We start from the raw sequence: 13,314 nt of genomic DNA, 5'->3' as shown, positions 1-13,314 counted from the left end.
CAAAAAATAAGGGATTAGTATAAATAAATAATATAAAAAACCTATTAACATATAATAGAGTAGGAGAATAACTCTCATAAAGAATCAATTATACCTTAAAAACAACAACCTAATATCATAAAGAACACTATTGGATCAAATTTAATATCAACTCTATGCTCTAATACCGTATCAGATACAAATCCTGTTGTTTTAATTCTTGTGTACCATACTGCTGTATTTAAATATAAATTATCCTCAAGTTTAATATCAATACCTACATTAACTACTGGAGTAAAAAAATTGCTTTTTCACACTTAGATCATGAACGGCTGGTGTTAATTCTTTAGAACCAAAGAAACGCGTGTAGCTTAAACCCGTACCGACATAGGGACGTGAACCCGAATCTTTATTCAAGAAATAATATTGAACATAAAGACTTGGTGGTAAATGCTTAACTTTTACAACATCACCAAGGTTACCATTATTTCCCAAAGCAGGAACGACAGCACTCACACGATGAGAAAATGGCGTTGCACCTAATAATTCAATCCCCCAATTATCAGTAAACATATAACTCGCTGTTAACCCTAATTGTGCGTTATGATTTACATCCAATCTAACTTCTGGACCAACTTTTGTTGTAGATTTAGCTTTAACTGCAGCTAAAACCCCACCACCACGAACAATAACACTTCCTGCTTCATGTGCCATAACTGATCCAGTCGCTAATGCTGCAGCCATTCCTAATGCGAGAATTGTTTTTTTCATTTTTCATTCCTCTATAATATTCAGTTTCATTTGTTTGAAAATCACTCGTTAATATTGTTACCACATAAGTAACAATGTAATAAATACACTACTTAATGGTTAATTTTTTTATGTTTTAGATCAAATTTTTAAAAAGTTGTAAATTTTTTTATATAAAAATTCACAATTAAAAGGAATCTGTATAGGATAGGTAGTCAAGATATGTTATAAAACGCCTTAGTATTTATAAAAGAAAATACAGTATAATGGCTATTTATTTTAGTTTGGAAAAAAATATGTCAATTAATTTTACTCAAATTTTAACCGACAGTTTAAACTTTATGCGAAATCAACGTACTATCGTAATGCGATTTACTGCCTATTTTTTTATTGTCGCCTTGTTAATTCACTTTTTAATCTCTCATTTATTACCTGAAGACGTTCAACTTAATGAATTAAATAATGGTATCAATACCCTAGATATGTCTTCTACACATTTTGGTAATGTCGCTTACCTTGGAATTGTTCAAGTTATTTTAAATCTCTTTATCTCTGCTTGGGGAATATTTACTATTCATCAATTAAGTCAACGAATTAAATTATCATTGATAGATACTTTTTTATTTACATTGAAGCGTTTTCTTGGTTTTTTCTTTATATCCTTAATTATTACGATCCCTATACTAATTGGTTCGGCAGAAATGATTGTGTCATATTTAACTCAAAAACCAAGTTCGCCATTTTCGCTATTAACTACGGCATTTGGATTGTTTATTTTTGTTAGATTAAATATTGCTTCTATTTATTATTTAACAAATCAAACCACATTAAATGAAACCATTAAAAATGTATGGAAATTAGGCGTAAAACAAAATTTTCCTCTTTTTATCTATTTTTTAATAAATGATGTTTTATTACGTTTATTAAGTTATCAAGTTAATCGTTTAATCAGTGGGTCGTCAATAGTTGAGATTATCTCTTTATTTATTATTTCATTGATAGGCGTATTTTCATTGGTGTTTACTTACCGCTTTTACTCTGTATTTACACATAGGATATAACAATGAAACAGTTACTAGAATTTATTCCTCTCATACTCTTTTTTATTGTGTATAAGTTTTTTGGTATCAGAGAAGCCTCTTTGGTGCTCACTATTGCGACTGTCATTCAATTGGTTGTGCTAAAACTATTTTATGGAAAAATTGAAAAACAGCAGCTATTTATGGGAATTTCAGTTATTTTCTTTGGCTCCCTTACCGCTTATCTCAATGACGTAAAATACCTACAATGGAAAGTGACTATTGTTTATGCTATTTTTGCACTAATTCTGTTAGTTGGTCAGTTTGTTTTCAAAAAACCATTAATCAAGCAGCTATTAGGAAAAGAAATTAGCTTGCCTGATAACGTTTGGAAAACGCTTAATTTAGGTTGGGCAGTTTTCTTTATTGTCTGTATGCTAGCAAATATTTACATTAGTCAATTCTTATCAGAAGATGCTTGGGTGAACTTTAAAAGTTTCGGTATTATAGGTTTAACCTTTATTGCAACAATAATAACTGGCATTTATATTTATCGCTATCTCCCTAAAGAAAACAAGAAATAAGGAAATATTATGACACAATGTGATACGCTGACGAATTCACAATCAAAAGGTATTTTATTATTAAGAACCCTTGCTATGCCTTCTGACACCAATGCTAATGGTGATATTTTTGGTGGCTGGATTATGTCACAAATGGATATGGGAGGAGCTATTCTAGCGAAGGAAATTGCGCATGGGCGAGTGGTCACTGTGGCGGTAAATAGTATGACATTTATTCGTCCTATTGCAGTGGGTGATGTTGTATGTTGCTATGGTAAATGCCTTAGAGTTGGTCGTTCTTCTATACAAATTAAAGTCGATGTTTGGGCTAAAAAAGTAGCGAGTGAACCCATTGGTGAACGCTATTGTGTAACAGAAGCCGTATTTACATTTGTTGCCGTTGATAAGAATAATAAACCAAGAGAAATTCCTAAAGAAAATAACCCAGAATTAGAATTGGCTTTAAGCAAACAATAGTTTATTTATCTCAATAAAAGAAGGAGTAATTATTATGTATTACGTCATTTTTGCACAAGATAAACCTAATACTTTAGAAAAACGATTAGCCGTTCGTGAGCAACATTTATCAAGATTAAAACAATTACAACAAGAAAATCGACTGCTCACAGCAGGACCTAATCCAGCTATTGACAGCGATACACCTGCTGATGCTGGTTTTTCTGGCTCTACAGTCATTGCCCAATTTGATAATTTAGAATCTGCACAATTATGGGCAAGCGAAGATCCTTATTTTTCAGCTGGTGTCTATGAAAATGTTATCGTGAAGCCATTTATAAAAGTTTTCTAAATGCGAATACTCAATATCTACTCAGTGCATCATTAAAATACCTAATAACGATAAGGAAAATACAATGTCAGACTTTCTACAAACATATCAAATGCACGTTGACGAGCGTGCGTTGCAAGGTGTTGTACCTAAACCTTTGGATGCCGAACAAACCGCTCAGCTCATCGAATTACTCAAAAATCCACCAGTAGAAAAAGCAGATTATCTTCTTGATTTATTTGAAAATCGCATTCCAGCTGGAGTAGATGAAGCTGCTTATGTAAAAGCCAGTTTTTTATCTGCTATTACCAAAAAAGATGCGTTTTCTCCTCTTATCTCAGCAGAAAAAGCAATTGAGATATTAGGAACAATGCAAGGTGGTTATAATATTGAACCATTATTGACCGCACTTGATCATTCAGAGCTAGCACCTGTTGCTGCTAAAGTCCTTTCTACAACCTTGCTGATGTTTGATAGTTTTCACGACGTTGCAGAGAAGGCTAAATTAGGTAATACCTATGCACAACAAATTATGCAATCTTGGGCAAATGCAGAATGGTATTTATCTAAACCCAAATTGGCAGAAAAGCTAACCGTTACAGTATTTAAAGTAACAGGTGAAACCAATACTGATGATCTTTCACCTGCTCAAGATGCTTGGTCTAGACCTGATATTCCCTTACACGCTTTGGCGATGTTAAAAAATACCCGTGATGGTATTGAGCCTGATGAAGTAGGAAATATTGGACCAATAAAACAATTAGATAGATTAAAACAGAAAGGTTATCCTTTAGCCTATGTTGGTGATGTAGTGGGTACTGGCTCATCTCGTAAATCGGCAACAAATTCTGTTTTATGGTTTATGGGCGATGATATACCTTATATTCCCAATAAACGTGCCGGTGGAGTGGTATTAGGTGGAAAAATTGCCCCTATATTCTTTAATACTTTAGAAGATGCGGGTGCTTTACCCATAGAAGTTGATGTGAATAATTTGAATATGGGTGATGTTATTGATATTTATCCTTATCAAGGCAAAATTTGTAAACATAATACAGATGAAATACTCGCTGAATTTACCTTAAAAACAAATGTACTGTTAGATGAAGTTCGTGCTGGTGGACGTATTCCTTTAATTATCGGTCGTGGATTAACATACAAAGCACGTTGCGAATTAGGTTTGCCAGAAAGTGATGTTTTTGCAAAACCTCAAAGCTCTACTACAAGCAATAAAGGCTTTACCCTTGCTCAAAAAATGGTAGGGCTAGCTTGTGGCGTTAAAGGTATTCGTCCAGGTCAATATTGTGAACCACGAATGACATCGGTCGGCTCTCAAGATACGACAGGACCAATGACAAGAGATGAACTAAAAGACTTAGCTTGTTTAGGGTTCTCTGCTGATTTAGTAATGCAATCTTTCTGTCATACCGCTGCTTATCCAAAACCTATTGATGTCAATACACACCATACTCTCCCTGATTTTATTATGAATCGTGGTGGTGTGTCATTACGTCCCGGTGATGGTGTTATTCACTCTTGGCTAAATCGTATGCTATTACCTGATACAGTAGGAACAGGGGGGGATTCTCATACTCGTTTCCCTATTGGTATTTCTTTTCCCGCGGGTTCAGGTTTAGTCGCTTTTGCGGCAGCAACTGGTGTAATGCCATTAGATATGCCAGAAAGTGTTTTAGTTCGCTTTAAAGGCGAAATGCAAGCTGGTATTACCCTAAGAGATTTAGTGCATGCTATTCCTTATTATGCAATCCAGCAAGGACTATTAACCGTAGAGAAAAAAGGTAAGAAAAATATTTTCTCTGGTCGAATATTAGAAATCGAAGGGTTAGAACATTTAAAAGTAGAGCAAGCATTTGAGCTTTCTGATGCATCTGCGGAACGTTCTGCGGCAGCTTGTACAATTAAATTAGATAAAGCCCCTATTATTGAATATCTCAATTCTAATATAGTATTATTAAAATGGATGATTTCCGAAGGATATGGCGATGCCCGTACTATTGAACGTCGCATTAAAGAAATGGAAAAATGGCTTGCTGATCCGCAATTACTTGAAGCGGATAAGGATGCCGAATATGCAGCAGTTATTGAAATCGATCTCAATGATATTAAAGAACCTATTCTTTGTGCTCCAAATGATCCAGATGATGCTCGTTTATTATCTGAAGTACAAGGCGATAAAATAGATGAAGTATTTATTGGCTCTTGTATGACCAATATCGGTCATTTCCGAGCAGCAGGAAAACTTTTAGCCAAATTTAAGGAGGTTATTCCTACACGTTTATGGATCGCCCCACCAACAAAGATGGATGCCGCACTATTAACAGAAGAAGGTTATTACAGTATTTATGGTAAAAGCGGTGCAAGAGTAGAAATGCCTGGTTGCTCGCTTTGTATGGGAAATCAAGCTCGTGTTGCTTCGGGAGCAACGGTGGTATCGACCTCAACAAGAAACTTCCCTAATCGTCTAGGACAAGGTGCAAACGTCTATTTAGCCTCTGCTGAATTAGCCTCTGTTTCTGCACTTTTAGGTAAATTACCAACGGTAGAAGAATACCTCGCCTATGTATCTGATTTACAAAATGATAAAGAAGATACTTACCGTTATATGAATTTTGACCAAATCAATAGCTATACTAAAAAAGCCGAAAAGGTTATTTTTCAAACTGCGGTCTAAATAAAGTAATATTTATTACAAACATAGGATGATTACCCCAAATGCTACTACTAGAAAAATATTAGTAGTAGCATTATTCTATCAATAGAAAGGGCAAGTTAATATAAACAACCCAAGTATATTATTTACAAATTAATTATTTATTTCCCGACGCCCTAAGAAAGAATGACTTAAGGTTGTTCCATCTACCATTTCTAACTCACCACCAACTGGAATACCGTGAGCAATACGACTTACTTTAATACCAGCTTGCATACAAAGCTCAGCAATATAATTGGCGGTAACATCACCTTCTATAGTCGGATTAGTTGCTAAAATCACTTCTACAAATTTTTCTGTCTGTAAACGTTTTTGTAATTTATCTAGACCAATCTCACGGGGTCCAATGCCATCAATAGGCGAAAGATGTCCCATCAACACAAAATAACGTCCTGAAAATTGGCCTGTTTGCTCAATAGCTTGAATATCAGCTGGTTGTTCCACAATACAAAGCAAGCCAGAATTTTGACGACGTGGATTATTACAAATACTACAAACATCTTCTTCCGTAAAAGTACGACAATGTTCACAATGCCCTATTTGTGACATCGCAGCAGTCAATGCTCGAGCTAAATCCATACCACCATTACGATTACGTTGTAATAAATGATATGCCATACGTTGTGCAGATTTTGGACCAACACCCGGTAAACAACGTAAACTCTCAATAAGTGCTTCAAGTAAAGGGCTAGTTTGCATATTTTCTTAAGATAAATTAAAAGATAAAAAGTGAAAAAATAAACCGCACTTATCGTAGTAAATTTAGTTTAAAAATAAAAGTGCGGTTATTTTTATAATTTTTTAGAATGGCATTTTAAAACCTGGCGGTAATGACATTCCTGCCGTTACTGATGCCATTTTTTCTTTTTGCAACTCTTCTGCACGGCGAACCGCATCGTTAAATGCCGCGGCAATTAAATCTTCTAGCATTTCTTTATCATCTTCTACTAAAGATGGATCAATTTCAATACGGCGACAATTATGTGCCCCATTAATCGTTATTTTTACTAAACCAGCACCTGACTCACCTGTTACTTCCAACTTTGCCACTTCTTCTTGCATTTTCTGCATACGATCTTGCATTTGTTGTGCTTGTTTCATTAAGTTGCCTAAGCCACCTTTTCCAAACATAATTTTTCTTCCATAGTTAATTGATTAAAAACCCTCGCATTTTAGCGAATTTTTATTAATTATGCTAGAATTGAAACGTTTATTTATCCTTTTTATACTTTCTGATAATGATATACCTATGCGATTATTTGTAGCCGAAAAACCCAGCCTTGCTAGAGCTATTGCCGATGTATTACCCAAACCTCATCAACGCAAAGATGGTTATATACAATGTGGCGAAAATGATTGCGTTACTTGGTGTGTCGGTCATTTACTAGAACAAGCAGAACCTGATGCCTATGATGAAAAATTCAAACAATGGCGTTTGGAGCATTTACCTATTATTCCAGAAAAATGGCAATTAAACCCGAGAAAAGATGTCAAAAAGCAGCTTAATACAGTTATAAAATTAATTCATCAAGCAAATGAACTGATCCACGCAGGCGACCCTGACAGAGAAGGACAACTTTTGGTGGATGAAGTATTTAATTATGCTAATTTACCCGTAGAAAAACGTAATAATATTCAGCGTTGCTTAATTAGCGATTTAAACCCTAAAGCCGTAGAAAAAGCCGTTCAAAAATTACAATCCAATCGGAATTTTATTCCATTAGCAACCTCCGCTTTGGCTAGAGCAAGAGCAGACTGGCTATATGGCATTAATATGACCCGAGCTTATACTATTCGTGGTCGCCAAGCTGGCTATGATGGTGTACTTTCAGTAGGACGAGTGCAAACCCCAGTTTTAGGGCTAATTGTTCGACGTGATCTGGATATTGAAAATTTTCAACCGAAAGATTATTTTGAAGTACAAGCTTTTGTGGAAACACAAGAAGAAACACCACAAAAATTTACCGCACTTTGGCAGCCAAGCAAAGCCTGTGAAGACTATCAAGATGAAAATGGTCGTGTACTTTCTCGTGATCTTGCTGAAAATGTAGTAAAACGAATTACGGGTCAAGCTGCTACTGTAACAGAATATATTGATAAAAGAGAAAAAGAAACTGCTCCACTACCCTATTCTTTATCAGCATTACAAATTGATGCGGCAAAACGTTATGGAATGTCTGCACAAGATGTGTTAGATACTTGCCAACGCTTGTATGAAACACATCGTCTAATCACTTATCCCCGTTCAGATTGTCGTTATTTACCCGAAGAACATTTTGCAGAGCGTTTTAATGTACTGAATGCAATTTCAACACATATAAAAGATTATCAACCACTCCCTGAAATTATCAACAGCGAACAAAAAAATCGTTGTTGGAATGATAAAAAAGTGGACGCTCACCACGCCATTATCCCAACAGCAAAGAATCGAGCGACTAATTTAACTCAGCAAGAATGGCAAATTTATTATTTAATTGTTCGCCAATACTTAATGCAATTTTGCCCCGATGCTGAATATCGTAAAAGTAAGATTACCTTAACCATTGCCGGTGGCATATTTATTGCTCAAGCAAGAAATTTACAAATTGCGGGCTGGAAACAACTGTGGGGTAAAGAAGATGATGATAATGAACAACAAGAACCTCTCTTACCAATCGTAAAAAAAGGACAAACTCTATTCTGCGAAAAAGGAGAGATTATCAGCAAAAAAACACAGCCACCAAAGCCATTTACCGATGCCACATTGCTTTCTGCAATGACTGGGATCGCTCGTTTTGTACAAGACAAAGAACTCAAAAAAATCCTAAGGGAAACTGACGGACTTGGGACAGAAGCCACTCGAGCAGGCATTATTGAATTACTCTTTAAACGAGGTTTTTTATATAAAAAAGGACGTAATATCCATAGTACAGAAACGGGCAGAATTTTAATCCAAGCCCTACCTGATACCGCTACACAACCCGATATGACAGCTCACTGGGAATCCCAATTAACCAGTATCAGCCAAAAAGAAATGAGTTATCAGCAATTTATTACAACATTAACCCAATTTTTACCCGAACTTATTCGCTATGTAAACTTCAATGCGTTACGACAGTTAAGTCAAGTGAAAAGTGTGGTTAAAACACCGACTAGAAAACCAAAGATAGCTAAAAGAGCGGTTAGAAAATAAGGAATATTTTTGCATATCCGTTATTATTATGTGAAAATCATACAGCTATTTTGAACATAAACCAAAAACTACAGAGAAATCCAATGAAAAAACTCACTCACATTCTATTAGTAATATTACGCTATTTATTAGCTATTTTTATGATCAATGCAGGACTTCAACATTTTTTAACACCCGAATTTTATCTTGCATTTGTACCAAGATTTTTACCATTCACTGAGTTTTTTGTTTTCTTTTCTGGAGTTATTGAAATTATACTAGGTATCCTATTAATCTTTAATTTCCAACTATTTGGTAAATCTATCAGTGCTTGGGCAGCATTAGCAATTTTCTTTATGTTTTGGATTTATTTACCAATCCATATTAGTGATGTATTTATGGAAAATCCAGCTATCGGTACACACAAATTAGCACTTATTCGTGTTCCATTCCAATTCCTTTTTATTGCTTGGGCGTGGATCATTTGGAAATTTTTACAACCTAAAGAAAATATTAAAAAACAAACAAAAAACTGCGGTTGAAAATTTTAATATTTATTTTAGTGTTGGTTATTATATCAGCATTAGGAACTTCAAATGACTAGAAATATTTCCATTGATGCACTGCGTGTGATCGCTACAATATTAGTAATTCTATTACATATCTCTGGTGGTTATGTTGTTTCCATAGGTGATGAAGAATATAACTTCAATTTTTGGACAGCTAATCTTATTGATTCCTTTTCAAGAATATGTGTTCCGCTCTTTGTTCTTATTTCTGGTCGTTATTTACTTGATAAAAAAGAGCCTATTCAAGATTTTTATAAAAAGCGGGTACAACGTATTTTATTACCTTTAATTTTTGCTACGGTTATTTATTCTTTTTACCAATTTATTGGGATCTATTATGTAACTGGGAAATTCAATTTTAATACTATTGCCAACAATATTATTCTAGGTAAACCTTATTATCATTTGTGGTATCTATATATGCTATTAGGTTTATACTTAATCACGCCGATACTAAGAGAAATTAAAGAAAAACTTACCTTAAAACAATGCTATACCTTGTCTATTGGGCTAATTATTTTTGGTATGATTCTTGATACTTACGATAGCGTGCTTGGGAATAAAACCTTTTTTATGTTATGGTCGTTAAAATATTTAGGGTACTTTTTCTTAGGGTATTTATTAAAAGATTTACGCTATTTTTCAGTACTAAGTTTAAGCCTAATTTATATTATCTCCAGTATCGCTACTGCCATAGCAACTTACTTTACGCTTAGCTATTTTAATAGCCTATATTTTTATAATTATCTTTCACCATTTGTTATTATCAGCTCTTTGGCTTTTTACCAAATATTCAGCCAAATTAACTTAAAAAATGTATTGTTTGAAAAACTTGCACCACTAACTTTAGGCATTTATATTATTCATGCTGGCGTATTGAGTGTGTTGGTGAAGATATTTGAAAAATATCCACTTCAAATATCAACTAATATCATAATCGAAATTATTATCAAATTTTCTATTGTCTTCTCTATTTCTATGATTATTAGCTATTTATTTTCAAAAAATAGAATATTGAGAAAGTTGATATAAAGTGCGGTCAGATTTTTTTAATTTTTTATATAAAAATAGCTATTTTTTACTCTAACTCATTTTTTAGCTAGTTGTGATATACTCAAAAACTATTTTAAATACACTTATTACATTAATAAAAATAAAGAAAAAACAGGGCTATAAATATGCTATATCTAATTGGATTAATTCTTTTCGTTACACTTTTTTATTTATTATTTGTAACGTTTTATCCTAATTTTGGGGCTAATATTTCAAAAGAAAGGAAGCAGTTATATCGTCAATCAACCCAATTTAACGATGGGATTTTTCATAATAAAACAATGCATCAATTTTCTCACGCAAACGTTATTGGTAAATTGAAAATAGCTTATAAATTTTATTTTAAAAAATCACCTAAATGTACGCCTCAACATAACTTACCAATAAAAAAACTCGATCCTGTAGAAGTAGAAAACTATCAAGGTCCAAGCCGACTTTTTTGGTATGGACATTCTGCTTTTTTATTGCAGATAGATGGTAAAAATATTTTATTAGACCCAATGCTGGCGAAAGTTGCCGCTCCTCACAAATGGTTAGGGAGCAATCGCTATCACATAGAATTACCTCTTGAAATTGAAGATCTTCCACCAATTAATGCTGTTATTTTTTCTCATGATCATTATGATCATCTTGATTACAAGTCTGTTCGCCGTTTAAAAGATAAAACAGAACACTTTTTTGTTCCTTTAGGTGTAGGAGCTCATCTTGAAGCTTGGGGAATAACAAAAGAGAAAATCACTGAACTAGATTGGTGGCAAACAATAACTTACAAAGGACTAGAGTTAATCTGTACACCTGCTCAACATTTTTCGGGTAGAAAAGTAACCAATAATATGGAAACTCTATGGTGTTCGTGGTCAATTATCTCACCTAAAGAACGAATATTTTTTAGTGGAGATGGTGGTTATACAGATCAATTTAAAGAAATTGGTAATAAATTTGGTCCTTTTGATCTTGCTTTAATGGAATGTGGTCAATATGATGAGATGTGGAGAAATGTTCATATGGTACCAGAAGAGAGTATTCAAGCAGGTGTTGATGTGCAAGCTAAACAATTACTTCCTATGCACTGGGCAACCTTTAGACTTGCTCTACATTCATGGACAGATCCGATTGAACGAGCAAAGAAAAAAGCTGAGGAATTAAATTTACCAATAATCACACCAATGATTGGTGAAGAAGTAATTATTGGTGATACAAAAAAACACTATTCTCAATGGTGGAAGTCTGTGGAATAACTTAATGTTAATATTTATACTTAAAAAACTTATTATCCTTTTTTTACCTTCTATATTTTGGATAATTTTGACCGCACTTGGATTTGGTGCACAAAGTCTCGCAAATCTAATAGAGCTATTTGTGCTATTAGTTTTATCATTAATTTGTGTATTTATTCCAGAAAATATAATTGAATTTAAATATTTACTTGCATTACTTTTGATTATTGCTTTCGTAAGTCGCCTTTTAATGCCAATTATTCCAGAATAATCTGTATAAATTTAGAAATGGATATAAGATTTTTTATACAATGATGTTGAAATATTACTACAATATCTCAACATCAAAATCCAATGGACTATAAACTATCAGGACCAAAACTATGAGGGAATAATTCTGTAAATTTTAGTGTTTGATATTCCTCTTTATTTTTTATCACAATAATCTCACAATCTGTGGTACAAAACTCCCTGATCACCTGTCGGCAAACGCCACAAGGAAAAGTATAATCACCCAATTTCCCTACAATAGCCACTTTCTTTATTTTTTTATGTCCATCATATACCGCTTTAAATATAGCAACCCTTTCCGCACATACTGTCGGAGTATATGAGGCATTTTCGATATTACAACCCGAATAGATTTCATCATCTTCAGTCAATACTGCTGCACCTACTTGAAAATTAGAATAAGGGGCATAAGCGTTATTACGACTTTTTAGTGCTTCTTCTACTAGCTTCTTGTTAATATCCATAATCACTCCATATAATTAAATAATTTTTTTCTAAGGACATATTTAATTGTAATAGCAAATAATCTAAAAATCAAAAAGTTATAAATATTTAATATTCTTTTTTACAATTAAAAACTATAATGATATAAAGACAAATTAATCTCAAATCGAGTATATGCCTTAATATGAAAAAAATGTTTTATACTATACTAGTTACCCTTGCATTATTTAGTTGTCAATTAAATCAACAAACTTTTGATTATCAAGGCTATTATGAAACCTTCACTAAAACCCAAGAAGAATATCGGCAAACGCTCTCCATCATACAAAACGAACAGAATTATAACGTATATTTTTCTGCTTCGAAAATAAAAGGAAAACCAGCTTGTCAATTTTCAGGCACTGCAAAACTAAAAAATAATATACTATGGGTCAATATTGCTAATAATAAAAACAACCAAGTACTAATGTCTCTTATTCCTACTAGCGATAAGCTAGCCGTTGAGGTGTTTACTCAAAAATTTGAAGAACGATTTACAATGATGCAATACTGTAGTGGTGGTGCCTCACTAGCGGGAAAATATATCAAAAAATAACCATCGACTATTTACTATTAAAGAACGGCTAAAATATTAATATTTTTTAATCTGCTATTGCTTAGTAAATTAGTAAATTAGTAAATTAGTAAATTAGTAAATTAGTAAATTAGTAAATTAGTAAATTAGTAAATTAGTAAATTAGTAAATTAGTAAATTAGTAAA

The 13,314-nt window shown here is 33.3% G+C and carries 14 protein-coding genes and 1 pseudogene; 11 read left to right on the top strand and 4 right to left on the bottom strand.

Annotation, left to right across the window (positions count from 1 at the left end; translation table 11 throughout):
* Nucleotides 1-95 precede the first annotated feature (95 nt).
* Nucleotides 96-750: pseudogene (locus EV697_RS01950) on the bottom strand (OmpW/AlkL family protein).
* Nucleotides 751-1,025: 275 nt separating this feature from the next.
* Here EV697_RS01950 and EV697_RS01945 point away from each other — a divergent pair.
* The 5 genes from EV697_RS01945 to acnB all read left to right on the top strand — a co-directional run bounded on the left by EV697_RS01945 (nucleotide 1,026) and on the right by acnB (nucleotide 5,790).
* On the top strand, nucleotides 1,026-1,790 hold the full coding sequence (locus EV697_RS01945; RefSeq protein ID WP_132021991.1) for a hypothetical protein: 765 nt from the start codon (nucleotides 1,026-1,028) through the stop codon (nucleotides 1,788-1,790).
* Between the two features lie 2 nt (nucleotides 1,791-1,792).
* Entirely contained in the window at nucleotides 1,793-2,332 is a 540-nt protein-coding gene (locus EV697_RS01940; RefSeq protein ID WP_132021989.1) for a septation protein A, read from the top strand.
* A 9-nt stretch (nucleotides 2,333-2,341) separates the two neighbouring features.
* Nucleotides 2,342-2,788 (top strand): acyl-CoA thioester hydrolase YciA, encoded by a 447-nt coding sequence (yciA, locus tag EV697_RS01935; RefSeq protein ID WP_132021987.1) that lies wholly within the window; start codon nucleotides 2,342-2,344, stop codon nucleotides 2,786-2,788.
* A gap of 34 nt (nucleotides 2,789-2,822) precedes the next feature.
* Nucleotides 2,823-3,119, top strand: a complete 297-nt coding sequence (locus EV697_RS01930) for a YciI family protein (RefSeq protein WP_132021985.1) — start codon at nucleotides 2,823-2,825, stop codon at nucleotides 3,117-3,119.
* Nucleotides 3,120-3,183: 64 nt separating this feature from the next.
* Nucleotides 3,184-5,790: a bifunctional aconitate hydratase 2/2-methylisocitrate dehydratase gene (gene acnB / locus EV697_RS01925; RefSeq protein WP_132021983.1), complete on the top strand. Its 2,607-nt coding sequence runs from the start codon at nucleotides 3,184-3,186 to the stop codon at nucleotides 5,788-5,790.
* 132 nt (nucleotides 5,791-5,922) lie between these two features.
* Here acnB and recR read toward each other — a convergent pair whose 3' ends face one another.
* Together recR and EV697_RS01915 are read right to left on the bottom strand one after the other, a co-directional pair.
* Complete coding sequence (gene recR, locus EV697_RS01920) at nucleotides 5,923-6,528, bottom strand: recombination mediator RecR (protein WP_132021981.1); 606 nt, start codon at nucleotides 6,526-6,528, stop codon at nucleotides 5,923-5,925.
* A gap of 102 nt (nucleotides 6,529-6,630) precedes the next feature.
* Nucleotides 6,631-6,960: a YbaB/EbfC family nucleoid-associated protein gene (locus tag EV697_RS01915; RefSeq protein ID WP_132021979.1), complete on the bottom strand. Its 330-nt coding sequence runs from the start codon at nucleotides 6,958-6,960 to the stop codon at nucleotides 6,631-6,633.
* 118 nt (nucleotides 6,961-7,078) lie between these two features.
* On the opposite strand from EV697_RS01915, the gene EV697_RS01910 reads away from it, so the two are divergent.
* The 5 genes from EV697_RS01910 (at nucleotide 7,079) to EV697_RS01890 (ending at nucleotide 12,090) form a co-directional block, all read left to right on the top strand.
* Nucleotides 7,079-9,001 carry a DNA topoisomerase III gene (locus tag EV697_RS01910; protein WP_132021977.1) on the top strand — a complete coding sequence of 641 codons (1,923 nt, stop codon included), beginning with the start codon at nucleotides 7,079-7,081 and terminating at the stop codon, nucleotides 8,999-9,001.
* Between the two features lie 83 nt (nucleotides 9,002-9,084).
* Nucleotides 9,085-9,522, top strand: coding sequence for a DoxX family protein (locus tag EV697_RS01905; RefSeq protein ID WP_132021975.1), 438 nt, complete (start codon nucleotides 9,085-9,087; stop codon nucleotides 9,520-9,522).
* 54 nt (nucleotides 9,523-9,576) lie between these two features.
* Nucleotides 9,577-10,581, top strand: a complete 1,005-nt coding sequence (locus EV697_RS01900; RefSeq protein WP_132021973.1) for an acyltransferase — start codon at nucleotides 9,577-9,579, stop codon at nucleotides 10,579-10,581.
* Nucleotides 10,582-10,727: 146 nt separating this feature from the next.
* Nucleotides 10,728-11,840 (top strand): MBL fold metallo-hydrolase, encoded by a 1,113-nt coding sequence (locus EV697_RS01895; RefSeq protein WP_132021971.1) that lies wholly within the window; start codon nucleotides 10,728-10,730, stop codon nucleotides 11,838-11,840.
* Nucleotides 11,841-11,844: 4 nt separating this feature from the next.
* Nucleotides 11,845-12,090, top strand: coding sequence for a hypothetical protein (locus tag EV697_RS01890; protein WP_132021969.1), 246 nt, complete (start codon nucleotides 11,845-11,847; stop codon nucleotides 12,088-12,090).
* 88 nt (nucleotides 12,091-12,178) lie between these two features.
* On the opposite strand, the gene cdd is transcribed toward EV697_RS01890, so the two are convergent.
* Entirely contained in the window at nucleotides 12,179-12,574 is a 396-nt protein-coding gene (gene cdd / locus EV697_RS01885; protein WP_132021967.1) for a cytidine deaminase, read from the bottom strand.
* 173 nt (nucleotides 12,575-12,747) lie between these two features.
* On the opposite strand from cdd, the gene EV697_RS01880 reads away from it, so the two are divergent.
* Nucleotides 12,748-13,149: a hypothetical protein gene (locus EV697_RS01880; protein WP_132021966.1), complete on the top strand. Its 402-nt coding sequence runs from the start codon at nucleotides 12,748-12,750 to the stop codon at nucleotides 13,147-13,149.
* Nucleotides 13,150-13,314 lie beyond the last annotated feature (165 nt).

Source organism: Bisgaardia hudsonensis, assembly GCF_004345785.1.
GTDB classification, from domain to species: Bacteria; Pseudomonadota; Gammaproteobacteria; order Enterobacterales; family Pasteurellaceae; genus Bisgaardia; species Bisgaardia hudsonensis.
This window is presented reverse-complemented; position numbering and strand designations above follow the sequence as displayed.